Source organism: Stenotrophomonas maltophilia (genome assembly GCF_013464485.1).
GTDB classification, from domain to species: domain Bacteria; phylum Pseudomonadota; class Gammaproteobacteria; order Xanthomonadales; family Xanthomonadaceae; genus Stenotrophomonas; species Stenotrophomonas maltophilia_AW.
Map to the genome: position 1 here is coordinate 33,325 of NZ_RAUX01000014.1, position 25,493 is coordinate 58,817.

21 protein-coding genes and 2 tRNA genes are annotated in these 25,493 nt (G+C 64.6%); 1 reads left to right on the forward strand and 22 read right to left on the reverse strand.

The features are described 5' to 3' along the window. Positions 1-10 precede the first annotated feature (10 nt). The 22 genes from infB to D7Y61_RS06845 all read right to left on the reverse strand — a co-directional run bounded on the left by infB (position 11) and on the right by D7Y61_RS06845 (position 23,390). Complete coding sequence (infB, locus tag D7Y61_RS06740) at positions 11-2,656, reverse strand: translation initiation factor IF-2 (protein WP_180865633.1); 2,646 nt, start codon at positions 2,654-2,656, stop codon at positions 11-13. 92 nt (positions 2,657-2,748) lie between these two features. Then, positions 2,749-4,260 (reverse strand): transcription termination factor NusA, encoded by a 1,512-nt coding sequence (nusA, locus tag D7Y61_RS06745; protein ID WP_180865634.1) that lies wholly within the window; start codon positions 4,258-4,260, stop codon positions 2,749-2,751. A 4-nt stretch (positions 4,261-4,264) separates the two neighbouring features. Further along, positions 4,265-4,855 carry a ribosome maturation factor RimP gene (gene rimP, locus D7Y61_RS06750; protein WP_180865635.1) on the reverse strand — a complete coding sequence of 197 codons (591 nt, stop codon included), beginning with the start codon at positions 4,853-4,855 and terminating at the stop codon, positions 4,265-4,267. Between the two features lie 367 nt (positions 4,856-5,222). After that, positions 5,223-5,299, reverse strand: a tRNA-Met gene (locus D7Y61_RS06755). A 127-nt stretch (positions 5,300-5,426) separates the two neighbouring features. Beyond that, a complete protein-coding gene (gene nuoN / locus D7Y61_RS06760) occupies positions 5,427-6,887 on the reverse strand; it encodes an NADH-quinone oxidoreductase subunit NuoN (RefSeq protein ID WP_180865636.1) in 1,461 nt (486 codons plus the stop codon). A gap of 15 nt (positions 6,888-6,902) precedes the next feature. Next, positions 6,903-8,411 (reverse strand): NADH-quinone oxidoreductase subunit M, encoded by a 1,509-nt coding sequence (locus tag D7Y61_RS06765; protein WP_005410452.1) that lies wholly within the window; start codon positions 8,409-8,411, stop codon positions 6,903-6,905. Positions 8,412-8,434: 23 nt separating this feature from the next. After that, a complete protein-coding gene (gene nuoL / locus D7Y61_RS06770) occupies positions 8,435-10,591 on the reverse strand; it encodes an NADH-quinone oxidoreductase subunit L (protein ID WP_180865637.1) in 2,157 nt (718 codons plus the stop codon). Between the two features lie 7 nt (positions 10,592-10,598). After that, positions 10,599-10,904, reverse strand: coding sequence for an NADH-quinone oxidoreductase subunit NuoK (nuoK, locus tag D7Y61_RS06775; protein WP_005417921.1), 306 nt, complete (start codon positions 10,902-10,904; stop codon positions 10,599-10,601). Further along, entirely contained in the window at positions 10,901-11,560 is a 660-nt protein-coding gene (locus D7Y61_RS06780) for an NADH-quinone oxidoreductase subunit J (protein ID WP_180865638.1), read from the reverse strand. The genes nuoK and D7Y61_RS06780 overlap by 4 nt, the downstream gene beginning before the upstream one ends. A gap of 9 nt (positions 11,561-11,569) precedes the next feature. Next, entirely contained in the window at positions 11,570-12,058 is a 489-nt protein-coding gene (gene nuoI, locus D7Y61_RS06785) for an NADH-quinone oxidoreductase subunit NuoI (RefSeq protein WP_005410456.1), read from the reverse strand. Positions 12,059-12,061: 3 nt separating this feature from the next. Continuing rightward, on the reverse strand, positions 12,062-13,156 hold the full coding sequence (gene nuoH / locus D7Y61_RS06790; RefSeq protein ID WP_180865639.1) for an NADH-quinone oxidoreductase subunit NuoH: 1,095 nt from the start codon (positions 13,154-13,156) through the stop codon (positions 12,062-12,064). Then, positions 13,153-15,387, reverse strand: a complete 2,235-nt coding sequence (gene nuoG / locus D7Y61_RS06795; RefSeq protein ID WP_180865640.1) for an NADH-quinone oxidoreductase subunit NuoG — start codon at positions 15,385-15,387, stop codon at positions 13,153-13,155. The genes nuoH and nuoG overlap by 4 nt, the downstream gene beginning before the upstream one ends. Then, complete coding sequence (gene nuoF, locus D7Y61_RS06800) at positions 15,384-16,724, reverse strand: NADH-quinone oxidoreductase subunit NuoF (protein WP_005410459.1); 1,341 nt, start codon at positions 16,722-16,724, stop codon at positions 15,384-15,386. Before nuoF ends, nuoG begins: the two co-directional genes overlap by 4 nt. A gap of 4 nt (positions 16,725-16,728) precedes the next feature. Then, the gene (nuoE, locus tag D7Y61_RS06805; RefSeq protein ID WP_006381132.1) at positions 16,729-17,256 is read right to left on the reverse strand and encodes an NADH-quinone oxidoreductase subunit NuoE; all 528 of its coding nucleotides are present in this window, start codon (positions 17,254-17,256) and stop codon (positions 16,729-16,731) included. A 97-nt stretch (positions 17,257-17,353) separates the two neighbouring features. Continuing rightward, positions 17,354-18,661: an NADH-quinone oxidoreductase subunit D gene (locus D7Y61_RS06810; RefSeq protein WP_180865641.1), complete on the reverse strand. Its 1,308-nt coding sequence runs from the start codon at positions 18,659-18,661 to the stop codon at positions 17,354-17,356. Beyond that, complete coding sequence (locus D7Y61_RS06815) at positions 18,658-19,407, reverse strand: NADH-quinone oxidoreductase subunit C (RefSeq protein WP_180865642.1); 750 nt, start codon at positions 19,405-19,407, stop codon at positions 18,658-18,660. The genes D7Y61_RS06810 and D7Y61_RS06815 overlap by 4 nt, the downstream gene beginning before the upstream one ends. Before the next feature lie 33 nt (positions 19,408-19,440). Next, positions 19,441-19,995, reverse strand: a complete 555-nt coding sequence (locus tag D7Y61_RS06820) for a NuoB/complex I 20 kDa subunit family protein (protein WP_005410463.1) — start codon at positions 19,993-19,995, stop codon at positions 19,441-19,443. Next, complete coding sequence (locus D7Y61_RS06825) at positions 19,986-20,342, reverse strand: NADH-quinone oxidoreductase subunit A (protein WP_008265012.1); 357 nt, start codon at positions 20,340-20,342, stop codon at positions 19,986-19,988. The genes D7Y61_RS06820 and D7Y61_RS06825 overlap by 10 nt, the downstream gene beginning before the upstream one ends. A gap of 111 nt (positions 20,343-20,453) precedes the next feature. Further along, a tRNA-Leu gene (locus D7Y61_RS06830) sits at positions 20,454-20,538 on the reverse strand. Between the two features lie 51 nt (positions 20,539-20,589). Beyond that, the gene (gene secG, locus D7Y61_RS06835; RefSeq protein WP_010486424.1) at positions 20,590-21,027 is read right to left on the reverse strand and encodes a preprotein translocase subunit SecG; all 438 of its coding nucleotides are present in this window, start codon (positions 21,025-21,027) and stop codon (positions 20,590-20,592) included. A gap of 31 nt (positions 21,028-21,058) precedes the next feature. Continuing rightward, positions 21,059-21,814 carry a triose-phosphate isomerase gene (tpiA, locus tag D7Y61_RS06840; RefSeq protein WP_180865643.1) on the reverse strand — a complete coding sequence of 252 codons (756 nt, stop codon included), beginning with the start codon at positions 21,812-21,814 and terminating at the stop codon, positions 21,059-21,061. A gap of 640 nt (positions 21,815-22,454) precedes the next feature. After that, a complete protein-coding gene (locus D7Y61_RS06845) occupies positions 22,455-23,390 on the reverse strand; it encodes an isopenicillin N synthase family oxygenase (protein WP_180865644.1) in 936 nt (311 codons plus the stop codon). Positions 23,391-23,596: 206 nt separating this feature from the next. On the opposite strand from D7Y61_RS06845, the gene D7Y61_RS06850 reads away from it, so the two are divergent. Beyond that, complete coding sequence (locus D7Y61_RS06850; protein WP_180865645.1) at positions 23,597-25,483, forward strand: DUF3413 domain-containing protein; 1,887 nt, start codon at positions 23,597-23,599, stop codon at positions 25,481-25,483. Positions 25,484-25,493: the final 10 nt, after the last annotated feature.

A 25,493-nucleotide genomic window follows, 5' to 3' on the forward strand; every position in this document is an offset into this window, starting at 1 on the left:
CCTTGCAGCATTACAGGGTGCGCGGCACTTCGATACGCTCGAAGCACTCGATCTGGTCACCCGGCTTGACGTCGTTGTAGGCCTTCACCGCGATACCGCATTCGGTACCGTTGCGGACTTCCTCGACGTTTTCCTTGAAGCGGCGCAGCGATTCCAGTTCGCCTTCGAAGATCACCACGCTGTCGCGCAGCACGCGGATCGGCTTGTTGCGCTTGACCACACCCTCGATGACCATCGAGCCGGCAACGGCGCCCAGCTTGGAGCTGCGGAACACGTCGCGGACCTCGGCGATACCGATGATCTCTTCGCGGATCTCTACGCCCAGCAGACCGGAGGCCACCTGCTTCACCTGGTCGATCACGTCATAGATGATCGAGAAGTAGCGCAGGTCAACGCCATTGGATTCGATGATGCGACGGGCCGAAGCATCCGCACGCACGTTGAAGCCGATGACGGTGGCCTTCGAAGCAGCTGCCGAGTTGGCGTCCGATTCGGTGATGCCGCCCACGCCGGAGTGGATCACGTTGATGCGGATGTCTTCATTGGACAGCGCGACCAGTGCCTGGCTCAGGGCCTGCACCGAACCCTGCACGTCGGCCTTGATGACCAGGTTGAGGACCTGCTGGCCCTCGCCCTTGCCCAGGGTCGCCATGATGTCTTCCATGCGGCTCCCCGCGGTGGCCACCAGGCGCGATTCACGGCGCTTGGTCTCACGCTGCTGGGCAACGTCCTTGGCCAGGCGCTCGTCCTCTACGACCACGAAGTCGTCACCGGCTTCCGGCACGCCGGACAGGCCCAGGACCTGCACCGGGATGGACGGGCCCGCGAACTCCGGCTGCTTGCCGGTTTCGTCGAACAGCGCACGCACGCGGCCGTACTGGATGCCGCACACCAGGTAGTCGCCCTTCTTCAGGCGGCCCTGCTGCACCAGCACGGTTGCGACCGGGCCGCGGCCCTTGTCCAGCGACGATTCGATCACCACGCCCGAGGCGCGGCCTTCGTCGACGGCCTTCAGTTCCAGCAGTTCAGCCTGGATCGAGATGGCGTCCAGCAGGTCGTCGATGCCCAGGCCGGTCTTGGCCGAGATCTCCACCATCTGAGTATCACCACCGAAGTCTTCGGCCACGACCTGCTCGGACAGCAGTTCGTTCTTGACCCGCATCGGGTCGGCGTCGGACTTGTCGATCTTGTTGATCGCCACGATCAGCGGCACACCCGCCGAACGGGCGTGCTGGATCGCTTCCTTGGTCTGCGGCATGACGCCGTCATCGGCGGCCACGACCAGCACCACGATGTCGGTCAGCTTGGCGCCGCGGGCACGCATCGAGGTGAAGGCGGCATGGCCCGGGGTATCCAGGAAGCTGATCACGCCCTTCGGCGTATCCACGTGGTAGGCACCGATGTGCTGGGTGATGCCGCCGGCTTCGCCGGTGGCGACCTTCGTGCGGCGGATGTAATCCAGCAGCGAGGTCTTGCCGTGGTCGACGTGGCCCATGATGGTGACCACCGGCGGACGCTGGGTGGCTTCGCCCTGGTTTTCACCGGTCGAGGCCAGCAGTGCGTCTTCGGCATCGTTGTCGTTGGCGCGGATCGCCTTGTGGCCGAGTTCTTCGGTCACCAGCGCGGCGGTGTCATGGTCGATGGACTGGGTGATGGTGGCCATCACGCCCATCTTGAACAGCGCCTTGACCACCTCGCCGCCCTTCAGCGCGAGCTTCTGCGCCAGGTCGGCCACGGTGATCGTGTCGCCGATCGCCACTTCACGCACCACCGGCGCAGTCGGACGCTCAAAGGCGTGCGGACCGGCATTGTTGCCACCGCGCGACATGTCGCGACGGCCACCCGCTTGGTTACGCCCGCCCGGACGACCACGGCTGTTGCTGTTGTTGCTGTTGCCACGACGCGCGCGGTCGGCAGCCGACAGGTGCATCTGGCCGGCGAAACGGTCGCCCGGGCCACGCTCGTTGCGCGGCGCGCTGCGGTTGTTGCGGTCGTCGTTGCGCGGCGGCGGCGGCGCACTGCGCGGCGCAGCCGGAGCGGCGGCTGGAGCACGCGGCGGGCGCGGCGCGGTTTCATCGATCGGAGCGCGCTTGGGCTTGGTGGCAGCCAGCGCCTCGGCAGCCTTCGCGGCGGCCGCAGCTTCCTCGGCAGCCTTCTTCTCTGCCTCTGCGCGTTCCTTGGCCGCAATCTCTTCCTCACGGGCACGGACGATGGCTTCGTCGCGCAGACGATCTTTCTCGGCCAGCGCCTGCTGTTCGGCGAGGTTGCGGGCGCGCGACTCTTCCAGCTTGCGCAGGATGTCGGCGCGTTCTTCGTCCGGCGTCATGGCGCGCGCACCATCCTTGACGTAGGTGCGCTTCTGGCGCACCTCGACATTCACGGTCGTCTTGCTGCGACCGGAATTGACCGTCACTTCCTGCTGCTTCCGGCGGTTGAGCGTGATCTTCTTTGCAGACTGATCGGTCTCTTCCGGGGCCTGCTCGGGCTTGCCGTGCGAACGACGAAGGAAGCCCAGGAGCTTCACCTTCTCGGAGCTGGTCACGACCTGGTCGGGACCGCTGAACTTCATGCCGGCACCGGCCAGCTGTTCCAGCAGTTTTTCGACCGGTGTGTTGACCAGTTCGGCAAGCTTGCGGATGGTGGTTTGCTGCGACATTCGGATCCTATGATCTTGTGGGCGCCCCCCCGCATCTGGAGGTGGCGCGGATTCTACGCCCTGAGCGGCTCAGGGCCCTGTTCATTGCCGGCTCATTCGCCGCGTTCCAGTCGGGCGATCTCTTCGGCACGGGCGGCCAGGATCAGCGCAGCGGCGCGCGCCTGATCCAGTCCTTCGATGCCGAAGTCCATGACCTCGTCGGCGGCCAGGTCGGACAGGTCCTCGCTGGTACGCACGCCGTGGCCGGCCAGCGCATACGCGGTGGCTTCGTCCATGCCCTTCAGGGACAGCAGGTCCTGCGCCGGCTGGCCGTCTTCAAGGCCTTCTTCGACTGCCAGGGCCTCATTGAGCAGCGCATCGCGGGCACGAGCGCGCAGCTCTTCGACGATGTCTTCGTCGAAACCTTCCACGGCCAGCAGTTCGCCGACCGGGACATAAGCGATTTCCTCGACGGTGCCGAAGCCTTCGCTGACCAGGATGCCGGCGATCTCTTCGTCCACTTCCAGCTTGTCCATGAACAGCTGGCGGGCCGAAGCCTGCTCGGCTTCCGACTTGGCGGTGACCTGGTCCTGGGTCATCACGTTGAGCTGCCAGCCGGTCAGGCGGCTGGCCAGGCGCACGTTCTGGCCTCCCTTGCCGATCGCCTGGGCCAGGCGGTCTTCAGCGACAGCCAGGTCCATCGAGTGCTTGTCTTCATCAACGATGATCGACTGCACTTCGGCCGGCGCCATCGCGTTGATGACGAAGTTGGCCGGGTTGTCGTTCCACAGCACGATGTCCACGCGCTCGCCATTGAGCTCGTTGGACACGGCCTGCACGCGCGAGCCGCGCATGCCGATGCAGGCGCCGATCGGATCGGTGCGCTGGTCGTGGGCGAGCACGGCGATCTTGGCGCGGTCGCCCGGATCGCGGGCACAGGCCTTGATTTCCACCAGGCCCTGGCCGACTTCCGGCACTTCCAGCTTGAACAGCTCGATCATGAATTCCGGGGCGGCACGGCTGATGAACAGCTGCGGGCCACGCGGTTCCGAACGGACTTCGGCCAGGTAGCCGCGCACGCGGTCACCGGCGCGCAGCACGTCGCGCGGAATGCCCTTGTCCTTCGGAATGAAACCTTCGGCGTTGCCACCGAGGTCGACATAGATGTTGCCGCGCTCGGCGCGCTTGACCACACCGGTGATCAGTTCGCCGACGCGATCCTTCCACGCATCCACGACCTGCTGGCGCTCGGCCTCGCGCACGCGCKGGACGATGACCTGCTTGGCGGCCTGGGCGGCGATGCGGCCGAAGTCCGGGTTCTCGATCTGCTCTTCGATGTAGTCGCCGACGTCCACGCCTTCGGCTTCATCGACGGCATCCATCAGGCGGATCTGGCGGTCCGGCGATTCCATGACCACGTCATCGGCCACCACTTCCCAGCGGCGGTAGGTTTCGTAGCTGCCATCCTTGTGGTCGATGACCACGCGGGTCAGCACTTCCTCGTCGGGATAGCGCTTCTTCGCTGCCGAGGCCAGGGCGGCCTCAATGGCATCGAAGATCACTTCACGCGGCACGCCCTTCTCGTTGGCGACCGCGTCGACTACCAGCAACAGTTCCTTGCTCATTGGCTCACTCCGCGCGCGGCTTCTTTGCCGCCGGCTCGTTGGAAGAAGAATTCGTGTTCGGCTTCGGACGCTTCGGTGCCGGACCGGTCGGCTTGCTCGGGGCCAGCCCCAGCGCCACCCAGTCGGGCATGATCCGTGCCTTGTCGATGTTGTCGGCCGACACCACCACTTCGCTCTTGTCGACGCTGAAGGTGATGGTGCCTGCGGCCTCGTCGGTCGCCTCGATACGGCCCTGCAGGCGACGACGGTTATCCTGCGGCAGCTTCAGCGTGACCTTGGCCGATTCACCCTGGTGGCGGGCGAACTGCTCCAGGTTGAACAGCGGGCGATCCACGCCCGGCGAGGACACTTCCAGCGTGTAATTGCCACTGATCGGGTCCTCGACGTCCAGCTGCGCCGACACTTCGCGGCTGACCCGCTCGCAGTCGTCGACATTGATGATGCGCTCGGGCTGTTCAGCCAGCGGCACGTCGATGTAAAGGCGCAGGGTCGCACCGCCGGGGGCCGGCAGATACTCAACGCCCAGCAGCTCCAGGCCCAGCGACACAACGGTCGGGGCGAGCAGATTCGCGATGTCGGTTGCCTTGTCGCTCACAGCCTGCCTTGATCTCTTGGTTGGGTGCCGGCCTTGGCCGGCGTGAAAACATGACGCCCCGGAAACGACAAAGGGCCCGCTGGGCCCCTTTTCCGGAAAGACTCCGGTGACTGGATTCCGGTTGCAACCTGCATTGCCTGCCGGTTGCGGCCCTCCTTCCGGGTCCGGACTCCCGCCGGGAGGCCGCCTTCAGGGGTACTGCTAGGCCGCTGATGATAGCGGCTGCACCGCACTGGTGCAAGGTGCGGGACCTGGGGTCAGATCCCTTTTCCCGTGGAAAAGGGATCTGACCCCAATCAGACGGAAACGAAGCGGCCCCCAAAGAAAAACGCCTCCGAAGCAGGGCTTCGAAGGCGATCTCTTTACTTGGTAGCGGGGGCAGGATTTGAACCTGCGACCTTCGGGTTATGAGCCCGACGAGCTGCCAGACTGCTCCACCCCGCACCGGAAGTGTTTGAACTGCTGCCCTGCTCTATTGAGGAGGGCTACCGCAACGATGTTCTGGCTGAACCGCTGCAGTGACAACTCAGGCTGCGCATATTACACGAATCGCGCAGCTTTGTGTCAACTTTTATGCAAGATGCGCAAATGCCTGCTGGCACCAGACCATGATCGGGTTCCAGGCCAGGCCCAGCGCCAGCAGCGCCAGGGCATTCACGCCCAGCACCACGCCCAGCACGCGGTCGTTGTTGCGCGGCATGGCCTCGCCCACCGGCTCATCGAAGTACATGACCTTGATGACGCGCAGGTAGTAGAAGCAACCGACCACAGCGCACAACACACCAAGGATGGCCAGCCACAGCAGGCCGCCGTTGACGGCAGCGCCGAGCACGGCCAGCTTGGTCCAGAAGCCCAGGAACGGCGGAATGCCGGCCAGCGACGCCATGATGCACAGCACCAGGCCGGCCATCCACGGGTTGCGGGCGTTCAGGCCCTTGAAGTCCTCGATGTTCTCGGCTTCAAAGCCGGCACGCGACAGCGCGATGATCGCTCCGAAGGCGGCGGTGGACATGATGGCGTAGGCCAGTGCGTAGAACAGCGCGGCGGCATAGCCCTGCGAACCGCCACCGGCGATGCCCATCAGCAGGAAGCCGATGTGCGAGACGGTGGAGAACGCCAGCATGCGCTTGAGGTTGCTCTGCGCGATGGCCATCAGGTTGCCGATGACCAGCGACACGGCGGCCAGGCCGGCGATCAGCAGCTGCAGTTCGGTCGACAGCGGGCCCACGCCCATTTCCAGCAGGCGGTAGGCCATGCCGAAGGCGGCCAGCTTCGGCGCGGAGCTGATGAACAGCGCGATCGGTGCCGGGGCACCCTGGTACACGTCCGGCAGCCACATGTGGAACGGCGCGGCACCCAGCTTGAAGGCAACGCCGGCGATCATGAACACCGCACCGGTGATCAGCAGCACGCGCTCTTCCGAGTGCGGGATGGCGTCACGGATGACGTCCAGGTGCAGGCTGCCGGTGGCGCCGTAGATCAGCGACATGCCGTACAGCAGCAGGCCCGAGGCCAGCGAGCCGAGCACGATGTACTTCATCGCCGCTTCCGAGGCCAGGCCGTTTTCGCGGTTGCTGGCGACCAGGGCGTAGGAGCACAGCGCCAGCAGTTCCAGGCCCAGGTAGACCATCAGCAGGCTGCCGGCCGACACCAGGATCATCATGCCGGCGGTGCCGAACAGGATCAGCACCGGGATCTCGCCCTGGAACAGGTTGCGGTCACGCAGGTAACGCCAGCCATAGACCAGGGTCAGGCCGCTGAGCAGCACGATCCCGGTCTTCATCACGTCCGCGGCGGTATCGCGCACGAACATGCCATGGAAGACCTCCCCCTGCCCGCCCACACCGGTGGCCAGCATGAACAGCACCACGGCCAGCGCAGCGAGCGAGAACAGGTGGGTGACGATCTTGTTCCGGTTGCTGACGAACAGGTCAAGGATCATCAGAGCGAAGGCGCTGCCGATCAGCACCAGCTCGGGAGCGAGCGGTGGCAGGTCAGCGGCGGTCAATGGCAGCAGCGGCGAGGTGGTCATCATCAAATCCTGGAATTACAGCAGCTTGCTGGATGCGATCTGCATCGCCAGCTTCGCGATCGAGGGCTCCATCAGGTCGGTCAACGGCTTGGGGTAGATGCCCAGGGCCAGCACGCCGATGGCGAACACGCCCAGCACCAGCCATTCGCGGCCGTTGATGTCCTTCAGTTCGGCCACGTGGCTGTTGGCCACTTCGCCGAAGAAGATGCGCTTGTACAGCCACAGGGTGTAGGCGGCGCCGATGATCAGCGTGGTAGCCGCGCCCAGTGCGATCCACGGATTACGCTGGAAGGCCGACAGGATGACCATGAACTCGCCGACGAAACCGCTGGTGCCCGGCAGGCCCGCGTTGGCCATGAAGAACAGCATGGCGAAGGTGGCGAACCACGGCATTACGTTGACCACGCCGCCGTAATCGGCGATGCGGCGGCTGTGCATGCGGTCGTACAGTACGCCGACGCAGGAGAACATCGCGCCGGACACGAAGCCGTGCGAGATCATCTGCACCATGGCGCCCTGCAGGCCCAGGCGGGCGGCATCGGCGTTGCCGGCTTCACGCACCAGCCACAGGGCGATGAAGGTGCCCAGGGTGACGAAGCCCATGTGCGCGATCGACGAATAGGCGATCAGCTTCTTCATGTCGTCCTGCACCAGGGCGACCAGGCCAACGTAGATCACCGCGATCAGCGACAGCGCGATCACCAGCCAGGCCCATTCCTGCGACGCGTCCGGGACGATCGGCAGGTTGAAGCGCAGGAAGCCGTAGCCACCGATCTTCAGCGCAATCGCGGCCAGGATCACCGAACCGGCGGTCGGCGCTTCCACGTGTGCATCCGGTAGCCAGGTGTGGACCGGGAACATCGGCACCTTGACCGCGAAGGCGATCAGGAAGGCGAAGAAGATCCAGGTCTGTTCCTTGGCCGACAGCGGCAGCGCGTACAGGTCGGCCAGCTGGAAGCTGCCGCCCTTCATGTACAGGTAGATCAGCGCCACCAGCATCAGCACCGAGCCGAGGAAGGTGTACAGGAAGAACTTCAGCGCGGCATAGATGCGGCGCGGGCCGCCCCATACACCGATGATCAGGAACATCGGGATCAGCATCGCTTCGAAGAACACGTAGAACAGCATCGCGTCCGTCGCGGCGAAGATGCCGACGGTGACGCCTTCCAGGATCAGGAAGGCGGCAACGTACTGGTTCACGCGCTTGTCGATGGCGCTCCAGGCGCCGATCAGGGCAAGCACGCTGACCAGCGTGGTCAGCAGGATCAGCGCCACGGCGATGCCGTCCACGCCCAGGTTGTAGCCGATCTTGTACGCCGGGATCCAGGCATGGGTCTCGACGAACTGCAGACCGTCGATGCCCGCGTTGTAGCCACTCAGCAGCGAGAGGCTTGCAACGAAGGTGAGCACCGCGACGCCCAGCGACGCCCAGCGGGCAGTCTGTGCATCACGGATCGCAAGGATCAGGGCGCCACCGATGATCGGCAGCCAGATGAGGACACTGAGTAGAGGCCAGTTCGACACGTCTTCTTATTCCGTACAGGTCATCAACGCAGGTAATGCATCAGCACGCCCAGCAGGGCAATCAGGCCGATGATCATCGCGAAGGCGTAGTGATAGAGGAAACCGGATTGGGTACGACGCAGCACGCCGGCTGCAACGTCCACAACACGTGCCGAGAGATTGACCACGCCGTCGACGATGTTGCTGTCGATCCAGCGCGAGACCTTGCCCAGCTTCACGCTGCCACCGGCAAAGCCATCGATCCACAGCTTGTCGAAGCCGTACTTGTTTTCCAGCACCGAAACGATCGGGGCGAAGGTCTTGCGCGCCTTGCCCGACAGGTCCGGCTTCCACAGGTAGAACAGCGCGGCCAGCAGGAAGCCCGCCAGGGTCAGCCAGAACGGCGGCAGCATCATGCCGTGCAGTGCAAACGCCACCGGGCCATGGAATTCCTCACCCAGGAACCCGACAGTGTTCTTGGCCGGATCGTAGAAGTGCACGATGCCGCTGAAGAACGTCTGCGCCTGGCCCTTGATCGCTTCGTGCGCATGGTGGCCGGCCCAGTCGGTGCCGTGCAGCATCGGGCCGATGCTGAAGAAGCCGATGGCGATCGATGGGATGGCCAGCAGGATCAGCGGCAGGGTCACCACCCACGGGGTTTCGTGCGGCTCATGCGGACCGTGGCCATGGCCGTGGTCGTCATGCGCATCAGCGTGGTGTGCGTCGGCGGCATGGTGGTCATCATGTCCATGGTCATCGTGGTGCGCGTCACGGAAGCGCTCCTTGCCATGGAAGGTCATGAACAGCAGGCGGAAGCTGTAGAAGCTGGTGATCAGCACGCCACCCAGCACTGCCCAGTAACCATAGGTCGCCACCCAGCTGTTCTGGATGTGGGCATGGATCTCAGCGGCCTCGATGATGGTGTCCTTCGAGTAGAAGCCGGAGAAGAACGGCGTACCGACCAGTGCCAGCGTGCCGATCCACATGGTGATGAAGGTGATCGGCATGTACTTGCGCAGGCCGCCCATCTTGCGCATGTCCTGCTCGTGGTGCATCGCGATGATGACCGAGCCGGCGCCCAGGAACAGCAGGGCCTTGAAGAAGGCGTGGGTCATCAGGTGGAACACGGCGGCCGAGTAGGCCGACACGCCCAGGGCGACGGTCATGTAGCCCAGCTGCGACAGCGTGGAGTACGCGACGACGCGCTTGATGTCGTTCTGCACGATGCCGATCAGGCCGGTGAAGAACGCGGTGGTGGCACCGATGAAGAGGATGAAGTTCAGCGCGGTCTGCGACAGCTCGAACAGCGGCGACATGCGGGTGACCATGAAGATACCGGCGGTCACCATCGTCGCGGCGTGGATCAGCGCCGAGATCGGGGTCGGGCCTTCCATCGAGTCCGGCAGCCACACGTGCAGCGGGACCTGGGCCGACTTGCCCATGGCGCCGATGAACAGGCAGATGCAGATGACGGTGGCGATCGACCAGATCACCGGCTCGTTCAGCAGCTGCATGCCCAGGATCGTCCCGTCCCAGATCTGCAGCTGGGCGCGCGGGTCAGCCAGCATGCCGGCCTGCGAGAACACCTGCGAGTAGTCCAGGGTGCCGAACACCCACAGCACACCGGCGATGCCCAGCAGGAAGCCGAAGTCACCGACGCGGTTGACCAGGAACGCCTTCATGTTGGCGAAGATCGCGGTCGGGCGCTTGAACCAGAAGCCGATCAGCAGGTACGAAACGAGGCCCACCGCTTCCCAGCCGAAGAACAGCTGCAGGAAGTTGTTGCTCATCACCAGGGTGAGCATCGAGAAGGTGAACAGCGAGATGTAGCTGAAGAACCGCTGGTAGCCCGGGTCGTCCTGCATGTAGCCGATCGTGTAGATGTGGACCAGCAGCGACACGAAGGTCACCACCACCATCATCATCGCGGTCAGCTTGTCGACCATGAAGCCGACGTGGGCCGAGTACTGGCCAACCTCGAAGAACGTGTAGATGTTCTGGTTGAACGGCTGCGCGCCGCCCCACATCAGCTGGTAGAACGTGTACATCGACAGGCCGCAGGCTACCGCGACGCCGAGGATGGTGATGGTCTGCGCGCCGAAGCGCTTGACCTGGCGACCGAACAGGCCGGCGATGATGCTGCCGAACAGCGGTGCAAGCACCACTGCGATCAACAGACTCTTGGAGAGAGTGATTTCCATCTGTGGATCAGCCCTTCAGCGAATCGACTTCGCCGACATTGATCGTGCGGCGGGTACGGAACAGGGTCACCAGGATCGCCAGGCCGATGGCGGCTTCCGCGGCGGCGACGGTCAGGATGAAGAACACGAACAGCTGGCCGGACGGATCGCCCAGCTGACGCGAGAAGCCGACGAAGTTGATGTTCACCGACAGCAGCATCAGTTCGATCGACATCAGCAGGACGATGACGTTCTTCCGGTTGAGGAAGATGCCGGCCAGGCTGATGGCGAACAGCACCGCGCCCAGCGCGAGGATGTGGCCCAGAGTGATCATGCCTTGGTCTCCTCTTCGCCCGTGGCCGGAGTGGTGTTGCTGTGGATCACCGGCTGTTCGGCATCCATCTTGACCATGCGCAGGCGCTGGTCGGCCTTGACCATGGTCTGCTCGCCCGGGTTCTGGCTCTTCACGCCGGTGCGGCGACGCAAGGTCAGCATCACGGCGGCGACCACGGCCACGGTCAGGATGACGGCGGCGAACTCGAACGGCAGCAGGTATTCGGTGAACAGCGTGCGCGCCAGCCAGGTGATGTTGGAGGTGTCGGCGGCGATCGCAGCGGCGTTGTCGGCCGGGAACGGGTTGACCGCCCTGCCCTTCACGCCGATCAGGATCAGCATCTGCACCAGCATCGCCACGGCCACGATCAGGCCGACCGGCAGGTAGCGCACCCAGCCTTCACGCATCTTGGTGGGGTCGATGTCCAGCATCATCACCACGAACAGGAACAGCACCATCACCGCGCCGACGTAGACCAGCACCAGCGCCACGCCGAGGAACTCGGCGCCCACCAGCAGCCACACGCAGGCAATGGAGAAGAAGGTCAGCACCAGGCACAGCACGGCGTGCACCGGGTTGCGCACGCTGATCACCGCACCGGCCGAAACCGTTGCCGCGATGGCGAACACCCAGAAAGCGATATTTACCCAATCCATCTCTCGACCTCAGCGGTAAGCGGCATCGGCGGCACGACGCTCGGCGATCTCGTTCTCGAGACGATCGCCAAGGGCCAGCAGCTGCGGCTTGGTAACGATGTTTTCGCCACGGTTCTCGAAGTGGTACTCGAGGATGTGGGTTTCGACGATCGAGTCCACCGGGCAGCTTTCCTCACAGAAGCCGCAGAAGATGCACTTGAACAGGTCGATGTCGTAGCGGGTGGTACGGCGGGTGCCGTCCTCGCGCTTGGCCGAGTCGATGGTGATGGCCAGGGCCGGGCACACCGCTTCGCACAGCTTGCAGGCAATGCAGCGCTCTTCGCCGTTGGGATAACGGCGCAGTGCGTGCAGGCCACGGAAGCGCGGCGACTGCGGGAACTTCTCCATCGGGTACATCATCGTGTACTTCGGCTTGAAGCTGTACTTCAGCGTCAGCCAAAGGCCGGCCAGCAGTTCGAGCAGCAGCAGGCTCTTGAAGTAATGGGTAATCCTGTTCATCACTTAGACGCCCTTTTGAATCACGCCGAAGAACACCATGACGGCGGTAACCGCGATCCACAGAATGGCCAGCGGAATGAAGACCTTCCAGCCCAGGCGCATGATCTGGTCATAGCGGAAGCGCGGGAAGCTGGCACGGAACCAGATGTAGGCACTGGCGAAGAAGAACACCTTGACGAACAGCCACGGCGCACCGCCCTTCCAGATCCAGTCGACCAGCGGCGAGACGTTGCCCAGATCAACCCAGCCCTGGATCGGGCTCAGCCAGCCACCGAGGAAGAAGATCGAGATCAGGAAGCTGATCAGGATCATGTTCGCGTATTCGGCCAGGAAGAACAGGGCGAACGCACCGCCGGAGTACTCGACCATGTGACCGGCGACGATTTCCGATTCACCTTCCACCACGTCGAACGGCGCGCGGTTGGTTTCGGCAACGCCCGACACCCAGTAGATGACGAACAGCGGGAACAGCGGCAGCAGGAACCAGTCGAAGAAACCGGAATTACCGGCCTGCGCCATCACGATGTTGCTCAGGTTCAGGCTGCCGGCGGCGATCATCACGCCGACCAGGGCGAAGCCCATGGCGATTTCGTAGCTGATCATCTGCGCCGAGGCGCGCATCGCACCCAGGAACGCGTACTTCGAGTTCGATGCCCAACCGGCCAGGATGATGCCGTAGATGCCCAGCGAGGTCATCGCCAGCAGGTACAGCAGGCCGGCGTTTGCGTTGGACAGCACGATCTGCGAATCGAAGGGGACCACCGACCAGGCCGCGAAGGCCGGGGCCAGGGTGATCAGCGGTGCCAGCAGATAGATCGCCTTGTTGGCGCTGCTCGGCTGGACCACTTCCTTGAACAGCAGCTTGAAGACGTCGGCGAAGGCCTGGAAGATGCCCATGCCCACGTACATCGGGCCGTGGCGGACGTGCATCCAGCCGATCAGCTTGCGTTCCCAGACCACGTAGAAGGCCACCGAGACGATCACCGGCACGGCGATCACCAGGATCTTCAGGATGATCCAGATCAGCGCACCGATATCACCGAGGCCAAGCAGCCACTGGTGCAGCGGGTCGACCGCGTTCAACAGCAATTCGTTCATGCAGCCACCACCGATACGCGAGCGGCACCCAGCGGCGCGGTCGCGCCGTGGCCCGATTCAATCCAGACCGAACCCACAGCGACGCGGGCGTCGACCACCACCGGCAGGGTGGCCTTGCCGGCATCGGTGCCGACCTTGGCCATCTGCCCTTCCTGCAGCTGCAGGCGAGCGGCATCTTCAGCATTCAGCACGATGCGCGGGGCGTTGTTGAGCGGATGCGACTGCAGCGCCGGGGCGCGACGGACCACCGCATCGGTGCGGTAGATGGCGGCGGTCGAAGCCACTTCCAGGCCTTCACCGGCAACCGCCGGCTGGGCCGAAGCGGCGACGTCGACCGACACCGGGGCCAGGCTGGCACGCAGGCCGGCCAGGTCGGTGAAGTCGAAACCGGCCAGCGCCATTTCGCCGCCCAGTGCGCGCAGCACGCGCCAGCCTTCACGCGCCTCGCCCGGCAGCTTGCCGCCGGCACGGGCCGACTGCTCGCGACCATCGAGGTTGGTCAGGGTGGCGTCGATTTCCGGCAGCGCACCGATCGGCAGGATCACGTCGGCCACGTCGCGGGTGGACACGCAGGCGAACTGGCTGAAGGCCACCACCTTGGCACCGACCAGCGCCTTGCGCGCGGCGGGGGCGTCGGCGAAGTCCAGACCCGGCTCCAGGCCGTACACCACATAGGCCTGGCGCGGCTGCGCCAGCATGGCGGCCACGTCCTTGCCGGCCGGCAGCACGCCGGCGCGGGTCAGGCCCACGGCATTGGCGCCCTGCGGGATGCGGCACAGCTTGGCACCAGTGGCGGCAGCGAAGTCACGCGCAGCAGCGCGGATCGCGGCAGCCTGCGGGTGGTTCTCGGCGATGCCACCGATGATCAGCACGGTGTTGTTGCCGCCCTGCACGGCCGAACGCAGCTCGGCGTTGGCCAGCGCTTCGACGAACTTCGACGGTGCGACGATCTGCTTGCCGGCGATGCCGAAGGCGAAGTCGAAATCAACGGGGTTGATGACGTGGATCTTCGCGCCCTTGGTGGTCTGCGCCTTGCGCAGGCGGGCGTGCAGCAGCGGCAGTTCGTGGCGGATGTTGCTGCCCAGAACGACGATGCGGTCGGCGCCTTCGATTTCGGCCAGCGGCAGGCCGAACACTTCGGCGGTGGCGGCGTCGGAGAAATCGCGGTTGTTGATGCGGTGATCGATGTTGCTCGAGCCCAGGCCCTTGGCCAGGCGGGCCAGCAGCGCGCCTTCCTCGTTCGAGGTGGACGGGTGCACCAGCACGCCCAGGTTGTCGCCCTGGTTCGCCTTGAGGATCTCGGCAGCCGCGGCCAGGCCTTCGGCCCAGCTCACTTCCTTCCACTCGCCATTGACCTTGCGCAGCGGCTTGACCGCACGGTCTTCGCTGTACAGGCCCTGGTGCGAGTAGCGGTCACGGTCGGACAGCCAGCACTCGTTCACCGCTTCGTTGTCGCGCGGCACGGTGCGCAGCACTTCGCCGCGACGCACGTGCAGGAACAGGTTCGAACCCATCGCGTCGTGGTAACCCAGCGACTCGCGCGCGGTCAGTTCCCACGGGCGGGCGCGGAACTGGAACACCTTGTTGGTCAACGCGCCGACCGGGCACACGTCGACGACGTTGCCGGACAGCTCGGTGGTCAGCGGCTTGCCGTCGAAGGTACCGATCTGCAGGTTCTCACCGCGGTACATGCCACCCAGTTCGTAGGTACCGGCAACGTCGGCGGTGAAGCGGACGCAGCGGGTGCACTGGATGCAGCGGGTCATCTCGGTGGCGACCAGCGGGCCCATGTCCTCGTCCGGCACCACGCGCTTGCGCTCGTTGAAGCGGCTGACCGAACGGCCATAGCCCAGCGACACGTCCTGCAGCTCACACTCGCCGCCCTGATCGCAGATCGGGCAGTCCAGCGGGTGGTTGATGAGCAGGAACTCCATCACCGAACGCTGGAACTTCAGTGCCTTCTCGCTGCGGGTGGCGACCTTCATGCCATCCATCACCGGGGTGGCACAGGCCGGCGCCGGCTTCGGCGACTTCTCCACGTCCACCAGGCACATGCGGCAGTTGGCGGCGATCGGCAGCTTCTCGTGGTAGCAGAAGCGCGGAATGGAGATGCCGGCCTTGTCGGCGGCCTGGATGATCATCGAGCCCTTGGGCACGACCAGCGACTTGCCATCGATCTCGATGGTGACGTGATCGGGTGGGACGCTCGGATTAACGGGTTGCGCGCTCATGCAGCGGCTGCCTCCACCTTCTTGCCGTCAACCATCGAATGACCGTTGACGATGTAGTACTCGAACTCATCCCAGAACTGGCGCAGGAAGCCCTGGATGGGCCATGCAGCCGCTTCACCGAACGCACAGATGGTGTGGCCTTCGATCTGGCCGGCCACCGCCTTCAGCTGGTGCAGGTCTTCCATCGTGGCCTTGCCGGCGACGATGCGCTCCAGCACGCGGTGCATCCAGCCGGTACCTTCACGGCACGGGGTGCACTGGCCGCAGGATTCCTTGTGGAAGAACTGGCTGATGCGGCAGGCGAACTTGACGCAGCACACGCTGTCGTCGAGCACCACGATCGCACCCGAACCCAGGCCGGAGCCCAGCGCACGGATGGTGTCGTAGTCCATCGGCAGGTCCTTCAGCTCGGCCGCGGTCAGCACCGGCATCGACACACCGCCCGGGATCGCGCCCTTCAGGGTGCGGCCCGGACGCAGACCACCGGCCATTTCCAGCAGATCGTGGAATTTGGTGCCCAGCGGCACTTCGAAGTTGCCACCGTTCTGCACGCAGCCGGACACCGAGAAGCACTTCGGACCGCCGTTGGCGGTCAGACTCAGGCCCTTGAACCATTCCGGACCGTTGCGGATGATCGCCGGCACCGAACCATAGGTTTCGGTGTTGTTGATCGTCGACGGCTTGCCGTAGAGGCCGAAGTTGGCCGGGAACGGCGGCTTGTAGCGCGGCTGGCCCTTCTTGCCTTCCAGCGATTCCATCAGCGCGGTTTCTTCGCCGCAGATGTACGCGCCGGCGCCCAGCGCGCCGTAGATGTCGATGTCCACGCCCGAGCCCATCACGTTCTTGCCCAGCCAGCCGTTCGCATAGGCGTCGGCCAGGGCCTGCTCGAAGTGTTCGAACGGCTCGTGGTGGAATTCACCGCGCAGGTAGTTGTAGCCCACGGTCGAGCCGGTGGCGTAGCAGGCGATCGCCATGCCTTCCACCACCGAATGCGGGTTGTAGCGCAGGATGTCGCGGTCCTTGCAGGTGCCCGGCTCGGATTCGTCCGAGTTGCAGAGGATGTACTTCTGCATGTTGCCCTTGGGCATGAAGGACCACTTCAGGCCGGTCGGGAAGCCGGCGCCACCGCGGCCGCGCAGGCCCGAGGCCTTGACCATCTCGATGACCTGCTCCGGCGGGATCTTCTCTTCGAGGATCTTGCGCAGGGCAGCGTAGCCACCGGTCTTCAGGTAGCTTTCGTACGACCACGGGGTGTCGTAATGCAGGGTGGTATAGACCACCTGGTGCGGCAGCGGCGCGGGGCCGACCGGACCCTTGGATTCGTGGTGATGTGCCATGCCCTTACTCCAGCCCGTCCAGCAGCTCGTCGACCTTTTCCAGGGTCAGACGCTCATGGTAGTGACCGTTGATGACCATCATCGGCGCGCCACCGCAGCCGGCCAGGCACTCTTCCTCGCGCTTGAGGTAGACGCGGCCGTCAGGGGTCGATTCACCGTGCTTGATGCCCAGCTTCTTCTCGCAATGGCGGACGATGTCCTCGGCGCCATTGAGCCAGCAGCTGATGTTGGTGCAGATGGCCACGTTGTTGCGGCCCACCTTCTCGGTCTCGAACATCGAGTAGAAGCTGGCGACCTCGTAGGCCCACACCGGCGGCAGATCAAGGTACTTGGCCACGCCGGCGATCAGCTCGTCGGTCAGCCAACCCTCGTTCTGCTCCTGGGCCGCATGCAGGCCCTGCAGCACGGCAGAGCGCTTGCGGTCCGGCGGGAACTTGGACAGCCAGTGATCGATGTGAGCGCGGGTCTTGTCGCTCAGCACCACCATCGGGTCGACGTCGCGCGCCGCCTCGAAATTACCTGTCGCCTTCATCGGCCGACCTCAGCGAAATGCATAACGTGAAATTCCAGAAACTGCGGCGCCGGCTTGCGCCGGCTGCCTGCAGCGGGCGTTGGCGTGGCGGACGGCATTACCGGTCAACCTCGCCGAACACCAGGTCGTAGGTACCGATCATCGCCACCACGTCGGCCAGCATGTGGCCGCGCACGATCGAATCGATCGAGGACAGGTGGGCGAAGCCCGGTGCACGCAGGTGCACGCGGAACGGCTTGTTGGCGCCATCGGAGACCAGGTAGCAGCCGAACTCGCCCTTCGGGGCTTCCACCGCCGAGTAGGTCTCGCCGGCCGGCACGCAGTAGCCTTCGCTGAACAGCTTGAAATGGTGGATCAGCGCTTCCATGTCGTCCTTCATGTCCTCGCGCTTGGGCGGAGCGACCTTGAAGTTCTTCACCATCACCGGGCCCGGGTTGGCCTTCAGCCACGCCACGCACTGCTTGATGATGCGGTTGGATTCGCGCATTTCGGCAACGCGGACCAGGTAACGGTCGTAGCAGTCGCCTTCCTTGCCCAGCGGGATGTCGAAATCGACGGCATCGTACTTGGCGTACGGACGCTTCTTGCGCAGGTCCCAGGCAACGCCCGAGCCGCGCAGCATCACGCCGGTCATGCCCCACTGATGGGCCAGTTCCGGGCTGACCACGCCGATGCCGACCGTACGCTGCTTCCAGATACGGTTGTCGGTCAGCAGGGTTTCGTATTCATCAATGCGCTTGGGGAACTCGACGGTGAAGTTCTCCAGGAAGTCCAGCAGCGAGCCTTCGCGCGAAGCATTGAGCTGCTTCAGCGCCTTGCCCTTGTGCCAGCGCGATTCCTTGTACTTCGGCATGTGGTCCGGCAGGTCGCGGTAGACACCGCCCGGACGGTAGTACGCCGCGTGCATGCGCGCGCCGGAGACCGCTTCATAGCAGTCCATCAGCTCTTCGCGCTCGCGGAAGGCGTACAGCATCACCGCCATCGCACCCAGGTCGAGTGCGTTGGAGCCCAGCCACATCAGGTGGTTGAGGATGCGGGTGATTTCGTCGTACATGGTGCGGATGTACTGCGCACGCTCCGGCGCTTCGATACCCATCAGGGTCTCGATCGCGCGCACGTAGGCGTGCTCGTTGCACATCATCGACACGTAATCCAGGCGATCCATGTAGCCGATCGACTGGTTGAACGGCTTGGACTCGGCCAGCTTTTCGGTACCACGGTGCAGCAGACCCACGTGCGGGTCGGCGCGCATGATGGTTTCGCCGTCCATTTCCAGGATCAGGCGCAGCACACCGTGAGCGGCCGGATGCTGCGGGCCGAAGTTCATGGTGTAGTTGCGGATTTCCTGCCGGCTCTCGGCGGCGTTGCTGGCGAATGCTTCGCCGGCCTGGTGTACGTGGCTCACTTCACTGCCTCCTGCGCGCGCTCACCTTCTGCGGTCTGCAGACGGGCGTCGTCGCGGATCACGCGCGGCACGCCGACGCGCGGCTCCACCGAGGTGACCGGTTCGTAGATCACGCGCTTCTTTTCTTCGTCGTAGCGGACTTCGACATTGCCGATCAGCGGGAAGTCCTTGCGGAACGGATGGCCGACGAAACCGTAGTCGGTCAGGATCCGGCGCAGGTCCGGGTGGCCTTCGAAGATCACGCCGTACAGGTCGAACGCTTCGCGCTCGAACCAGTTCAGGCCCGGCCAGATGCTGGTCAGCGAGGACACCACCGGCAGCGCTTCGTCAGGGGCGAAGCAGCGCAGGTGCATCATCAGGTTGTGCTGGTACGAGCGCAGCTGGGCGACCACGGCGAAGCGCTGGGTCGGCATGTGCTGCGGGCTGGCACCGTCGGCGCCATTTTCCTCGGTGGGGAACTCACCCCACGCGAAGCGGCCCTGGGCCTTGCCTTCGACGCCACGGCTGAAGCCCTGCGAGGACACGTCGGCGGTGTCCCATTCGTCGGAGCCATAACCAAGGTAGTCGACGCCGCAGAGATCCACGGCCTGCTCGAAACCAAACTCGTCACGCAGCGCCAGCGCGGTGGCATGCCACTCGGCGGCAGGCACCTCCAGCGTCACTTCGCCGCGGGGTTCGACCACGATGACCTTGGCACCAGCGAAACGTGCGGAGAGTCGGTCGATGAAGGATGCTTGCTCTGCCATGGGGGCTTGGCGCGCTCTTGTAGTGTGGAAGGGTCAGCGGGCGATGGTCTGTGTACGCCAGATCTTCTTCTGCAGCTGCAGGATCCCGTACACCAGCGCCTCGGCGGTCGGCGGGCAGCCCGGGACGTAGACGTCCACCGGCACCACGCGATCACAACCGCGCACGACAGAATAGGAGTAGTGGTAATAGCCACCGCCGTTGGCGCAGCTACCCATCGAGATGACCCACTTCGGGTCCGGCATCTGGTCGTAGACCTTGCGCAGCGCCGGGGCCATCTTGTTGACCAGGGTACCGGCCACGATCATCACGTCGGACTGGCGCGGCGACGGGCGGAACACCACGCCGTAACGGTCAAGGTCCAGGCGCGCGGCGCCAGCGTGCATCATCTCGACCGCGCAGCAGGCCAGACCGAAGGTCATCGGCCACATTGAGCCGGTGCGCGCCCAGTTCAGCAGTGCATCGACGCTGGTGGTGACGAAGCCCTTTTCCAGCAGCGGGTTGTCGCCTTCCGGCCGCAGGATGTCATCAACCCGGCCTTCCGGCGTGGGGTTGTTCATGAGGCCATCGAGAGTCTGAATCACTCCCATTCCAGCGCTCCCTTCTTCCAGACGTAAATGAAACCGAGGAACAGCATGCCGACGAACAGGCCCATGGTGATGAGCGAACGGGCACCGAGCTCCATGAAGACCTGGGTCCACGGCACGATGAAGATGATTTCCAGGTCGAAGACGATGAACTGGATCGCGATCAGGTAGTAGCGCACGTCGAACTTCATGCGCGCGTCTTCGAAGGCCTCGAAGCCGCACTCGTACGGCGACAGCTTTTCCAGATCGGGGCGGCGGGGACCGAGGAATCGACCAACCAGCATCAGCGTAATGCCGATACCGGTGGCAACGATCAGAAACAGCAGAGACGGCAAATATTCGGCCAGCACAGCGATTCTCTCTTGCCTCTGCCGCCGCGCCTGCAGGCGCTTTGGCATGGGGGAGTGGACGGGAATCTGCCTGGCGCCTTGCGCGCCAGACGAACCCGCTTTACTTACAAATGGTGCCCAAGAGGGGACTCGAACCCCTACGACTTGCGTCGCTACCACCTCAAGGTAGTGCGTCTACCAATTCCGCCACCTGGGCAAACGATCACATCAGACTATCTTCCCGATGCGCCGCGTATTGTAACCGGCTTCAGTCTTTCTGGGAGCCTTCCGAAGGCTTTTCTTCACCAGAAACCGAAGATTCCGCCTGAGCCGGCACATTCGCGGCCGGAACCGGGGCGGCCGGGACCGCATCGGCCTTCGGAACGGCCGGCAGTTCGCCCGCCGGAGCCGCCGGAGCGACCGCCGCCGGGGCGGACATCAGACCCAGATCCTGGTCGGCCGCCGGGCGGCTGCCATGACCGGCATACCAGGCCATGAAGAGGCTGATGCCGAAGAACACGACTGCCAGCCACTTGGTCGACTTGGACAGGAAGTTCGAGGCGCCGCGCGCACCGAACACCGTACCCGAGGCACCGGCACCAAAGCCCGAACCCGCCGCCGCACCCGAACCACGCTGCATCAGGATCAGCGCGATCATGGCCACAGCGACCAGCACGTAGACGACATTGAGGATCAACATCAGCATTGGAAACCGCCCTCGGACAAAACTTCTAGGATTAGTTCGCGGCCGCCGCCCTTGCGATGGCCAGGAAGTCCGCGGCCACCAGGGAGGCGCCGCCGACCAGCCCACCATCGACATCCGGCTGCGCGAACAGTTCCCCGGCATTGTCGGGCTTCACGCTACCGCCGTAAACAATGGGCAGTGAATCAGCGATTCTAGCATCGAAGCGCGCGACTTCGCCACGGATGAACGCGTGCACCTGCTGCGCCTGCTCCTTGGTGGCAGTACGGCCGGTACCGATGGCCCAGACTGGCTCGTAGGCGACCACGGCCTTGGCGAAACCGGCCGCGCCGGTCAGCTCCAGCACCGGCGCCAACTGGCTGGCGATGACCGCCTCGGTCTGCCCGGCCTCACGCTGCTCCAGGGTCTCGCCCACGCACAACACCGGCACCAGGCCGGCATGCTGGGCAGCGGCGAACTTGCGCGCGACCAGTTCGCTGCTTTCATGGTGGTACTGGCGACGCTCGGAGTGGCCGACCAGGCCATAGCGGGCCCCGACCTCGACCAACATGGCCGCGCAGACTTCGCCGGTGTAGGCGCCCTTCTCGTTGCTGCTCACGTCCTGTGCGCCAAAGGCCAGGCCGGTCTCGCCGAAGTCCTCGACCAGCTCCCCCAGATAGGGCAGCGGCGGCAGGATCACCACGTCCACCCCCTCCAGCGGCAGCCCGGCGGCGACCTGCCCCAGCAGTTCATTGGCGAATTGACGGCTGCCATGCAGCTTCCAGTTTCCGGCGACGATCTTGCGGCGCATGAGCGGGTGGCTCCTGTGTGAAGTCAGCCGGGCATGATACCCGTTACGGCAAAAATCCGTTTCCTTGTAAGCGGTTACATGGATTTTCAGCCAACGGCGCAGCCCCTCGCCGCGGGGGTTGGTCGTTTGGTTGGTCGCGGAAGGCCCGGTGGGTTTGGATGGGTTGGCCGGGCGGGAGGGGCTGGCCCCTGACACATTCCGGCGGTTCCACCCGCCACGGAAAAAAAAGAAGAGCAGGAGCAAGAGCAAAAGCGGCATTGCGGATGGGTTCCGGGGTCAGATCCCTTTTCCTACGGAAAAGGGATCTGACCCCTACCCCTGATCGCCCCTCACAGATTTCATCCACGCATGGCGTGGATCTACCGTGCCGACCAAGGTCGGCACCTACCGGAAACGGGATTTGCCAACCGTCACCGGGAAACTGTCGAAGGCGGGGAGGTGTCGGATGACGGGGTGTCCGCGGCATGGATGCCGCTGCCAAGCCCCCATGGATGGGTTAACGGCGTCCCCGCCATCCKACACCYCCCCGCCTCCCCACGGAACACCCCAGAGCCGCTCTGGCTCTGGCTCTGGCGTTGGCCTCTGCGGGTGCAGGGTGCAACCCTGCAAAGAAAAAGGCCGCCTTTCGGCGGCCTTTTCATTACTTCAGCTTGATCTCGCGCAGGCGCTCCTCGAGAAAGCCGTGGGCGGTGATCGCCTCCGGGTACCGGCTCGGGTTCTCCGGAGTGATGCACGACGGCAGTACGTCGATCAGGTAGTCCGGGTTCGGGTGCAGGAAGAACGGTACCGAGTAGCGCGGCTGGCGCGCCAGGTCACCCGGGGGATTGACCACGCGATGAATCGTCGACGGATACACGTGGTTGGTCAGGCGCTGCAGCATGTCACCGATGTTGACCACGATGGTGTCCGCGTCTGACGTAAACGGCACCCACTCGCCTTCATGCGACTGCACTTCCAGACCGGCGGCGCTGGCACCCACCAGCAGGGTGATGAAATTGATGTCGCCATGGGCACCGGCGCGCACGTTCGGAATGTCGTCGGTGGTGATCGGCGGGTAGTGGATCGGGCGCAGGATCGAGTTGCCGAAGTTGGTCTTGTCGGCGAAGAAGTCTTCCGGGAGGCCGATGTGAAGGGCCAGCGCAGACAGTACGCGCGAACCGAGGTTGTCCAGCGCCTGGTACAGGCCGTAGCCGCGTTCACGGAAATCCTCGACCTCGGCCGGCCACAGATTCGGCGCCATCACCTCGCGATACTTCGAATCATCGGCGATCTCGCGGCCGATGTGCCAGAACTCCTTCAGGTCGAAGTGCTTGGAACCCTTGGCGGTTTCCACGCCGAACGGGGTGTAGCCACGGGCGCCGCCACTGCCGGCCACGTGGTACTTGCGCTTGACCTCCTCCGGCAGGGCGAAGAAGGCCTTGAAGGCATCGTAGGCCGCATCGATGTCGGCCTGCGGAATGCCGTGGTTGCGGATGCCCGCGAATCCCCATTGGCGGTAGGCCGCGCCCAGCTCGGCCACGAAGGCCTCGCGGTCGCTGTCGAAACGGGTGATGTCGAGGGTGGGGATCTGGCTCACAGCGGTTCCTGGCTTGTCGTTGGGTCTGAGGGGGCCAGCGCATTCATGGCCCACCTGAACATTGTGACAGATCGCTCGGGGGACGCCACTCGATACGAAGAAACAAACCGATACAATGCGCAACCCGCGCGTGGATTAACGATTCTGTCACAACCGGGACCCGCCTCCCCTGCCATGCCCCGCTCCACGTTCCGCTCCCGTCATCCATGCGTCCTGCCTCCCCCTCCCCAGAATCCTTCCTGCCCTCCGGCCCGGCGCGTCGCTGGCGGCGGCTCGCGTGGTGGTCATTGTTTGTCGCTGGCAACGCATTGCTGGCGATGGCGATCACGCTCGGCAACGTGCCGCTGGCCGACAACCCCGGCGGCGGACTGGGACTGGCCTATCTGGCCGTTGCCCTGCCCGGCCACCTGCTGGCCTTCGGCGCCCTGGCCGGCCTTCTGCCACTGCTGCTGGGCCTGTGGCCGCGCAGCGCGCGCACTCTGAGCGTCAGCGCGGTACTGCTGCAGGGGCTGTGGCTGTGCCTGCTGCTGGTCGATGCGAAGGTTTTCACTCTGTATCGTTTCCACCTCAACGCCATGGTCGTGAACATGGTGTTTGGCGGCGCGCTGCAGGACCAGGTTGCACTGTCGTTGAAGACCTGGTTGCAGGTCGGTCTGCTGGTGACCGCCATCTTTACCGCCGAAGGATTGCTGGCCTGGGCATGCTGGAAGCTGTTGCCCACCCTGCCCCGCCGCCGCCGGGTCCTGCAGGCCTGGGCGGTAGTCGCGTTGTTGATGGCAAGCGGCCAGGTGGCTACCGCCTACTACGATGCGCGCGGCAACCGTGACGTAATTGCCCAGTGGAATTACCTGCCCTGGGCGCAGCCGATCACCGCCAAGAGCTTCATGCGCAAGCTGGGTGTTGTCAGTGAACAGCAGGCAGGCCTGCCAGACCCGCGCCATGCCCAGCTGCTTTATCCGCTGCAGCCCCTGCGCTGCCAGAACCCGCATCGGCCGAACGTACTGATGGTGGTGCTGGAATCGCTGCGTCACGACGCCCTGACACCACAACTGATGCCCCATACATCGGCACTGGCGCAGGGGTCGCGCGTCTACGACCGCCACTTCAGCACCGGCAATGCCACCCGCTACGGCCTGTTCGGCCTGCTTTACGGCCTCCCCGGCGGCTACTGGCCGAGCATGCTCGACGAGCAGCGCGGCTCGCAGTTGTTCCAGGTGCTGGGCCAGCAGGGCTACGATCTGCACCTGTACGGCAGTGCACCGCTGTACAGCCCCGAATTCGACCGTACGGCGTTCGCCGACGTCCGCGATCAGCTGCATCAGGGCCCATCCGGCCTGACACCGGACAAGCGCGATGCGGCCATCGTCACCGCGCTGCAGGACGACATCCGGGCCAGCCAGGCCACGCAACGCCCCTGGTTCGGTTTCGTGTTCCTCGACGCCACCCACGCCGGCTACCACCTGCCCGCCACCTATCCGCCGGTGGCGACGCCCATGGCCAAGGAGATCGACTTCCTCTCCTTTGGCCCCGATCACGACCCGACACCGGAACTCAACCGCTATCGCACGGCCGTGCACTACGCCGACAGCCTGATCGGTTCACTGCTGGATGATCTTCGTGCACAAGGCCTGGCCGAGGACACCATCGTGCTGGTCACGGGTGACCACGCGGAAGAATTCAACGACCTCAAGCTGAACTATTGGGGTCACAACGGCAACTTCTCCGACTACCAGCTGCAGGTGCCGTTCGTGCTGCATTGGCCGGGCCAGGCCAGCGGCCACGAGACGCGTACCAGTTCGCATGAGGACTGGGTGCCGACGCTGATGCGCCACGCCCTGGGCTGCGAGAACGCATTGAGCGATTTCAGTACGGGCCAGGACCTGCTGGCCGAACCCGCCACCACCGAACGCGCACTGGTCGTGGAGAGCTGGTCGCAACGCGCGGTGCGCCATGGCGATGCCATCTACGTGTTCGACAAGTTCGGCAACGCCACCGCGCTTGACCTGCGCTACCGCCCGCTGCCGCAACAGGCGCCGGATGCCGCCGCCATCCGCTCTGCATGGGAAGCGCTGACCCGCTTCCGCAACCGATGAACTTCAGGGA

Coding starts and splice junctions, on each gene's coding strand:
- nuoN (WP_180865636.1), bottom strand. CDS start 6,887: ATGACCACCTCGCCGCTGCTGCCATTGACCGCCGCTGACCTGCCACCG.
- tpiA (WP_180865643.1), bottom strand. CDS start 21,814: ATGCGCCGCAAGATCGTCGCCGGAAACTGGAAGCTGCATGGCAGCCGT.
- nuoK (WP_005417921.1), bottom strand. CDS start 10,904: ATGATCACTCTGGGCCACATCCTCGCGCTGGGCGCGGTGCTGTTCGCC.
- nuoE (WP_006381132.1), bottom strand. CDS start 17,256: ATGAAGGCGACAGGTAATTTCGAGGCGGCGCGCGACGTCGACCCGATG.
- D7Y61_RS06815 (WP_180865642.1), bottom strand. CDS start 19,407: ATGGCAGAGCAAGCATCCTTCATCGACCGACTCTCCGCACGTTTCGCT.
- nuoL (WP_180865637.1), bottom strand. CDS start 10,591: ATGGAAATCACTCTCTCCAAGAGTCTGTTGATCGCAGTGGTGCTTGCA.
- nuoI (WP_005410456.1), bottom strand. CDS start 12,058: ATGAACAGGATTACCCATTACTTCAAGAGCCTGCTGCTGCTCGAACTG.
- nuoF (WP_005410459.1), bottom strand. CDS start 16,724: ATGGCACATCACCACGAATCCAAGGGTCCGGTCGGCCCCGCGCCGCTG.
- secG (WP_010486424.1), bottom strand. CDS start 21,027: ATGCTGATGTTGATCCTCAATGTCGTCTACGTGCTGGTCGCTGTGGCC.
- nuoG (WP_180865640.1), bottom strand. CDS start 15,387: ATGAGCGCGCAACCCGTTAATCCGAGCGTCCCACCCGATCACGTCACC.
- infB (WP_180865633.1), bottom strand. CDS start 2,656: ATGTCGCAGCAAACCACCATCCGCAAGCTTGCCGAACTGGTCAACACA.
- D7Y61_RS06850 (WP_180865645.1), top strand. CDS start 23,597: ATGCGTCCTGCCTCCCCCTCCCCAGAATCCTTCCTGCCCTCCGGCCCG.
- nuoH (WP_180865639.1), bottom strand. CDS start 13,156: ATGAACGAATTGCTGTTGAACGCGGTCGACCCGCTGCACCAGTGGCTG.
- D7Y61_RS06820 (WP_005410463.1), bottom strand. CDS start 19,995: ATGGGAGTGATTCAGACTCTCGATGGCCTCATGAACAACCCCACGCCG.
- D7Y61_RS06780 (WP_180865638.1), bottom strand. CDS start 11,560: ATGGATTGGGTAAATATCGCTTTCTGGGTGTTCGCCATCGCGGCAACG.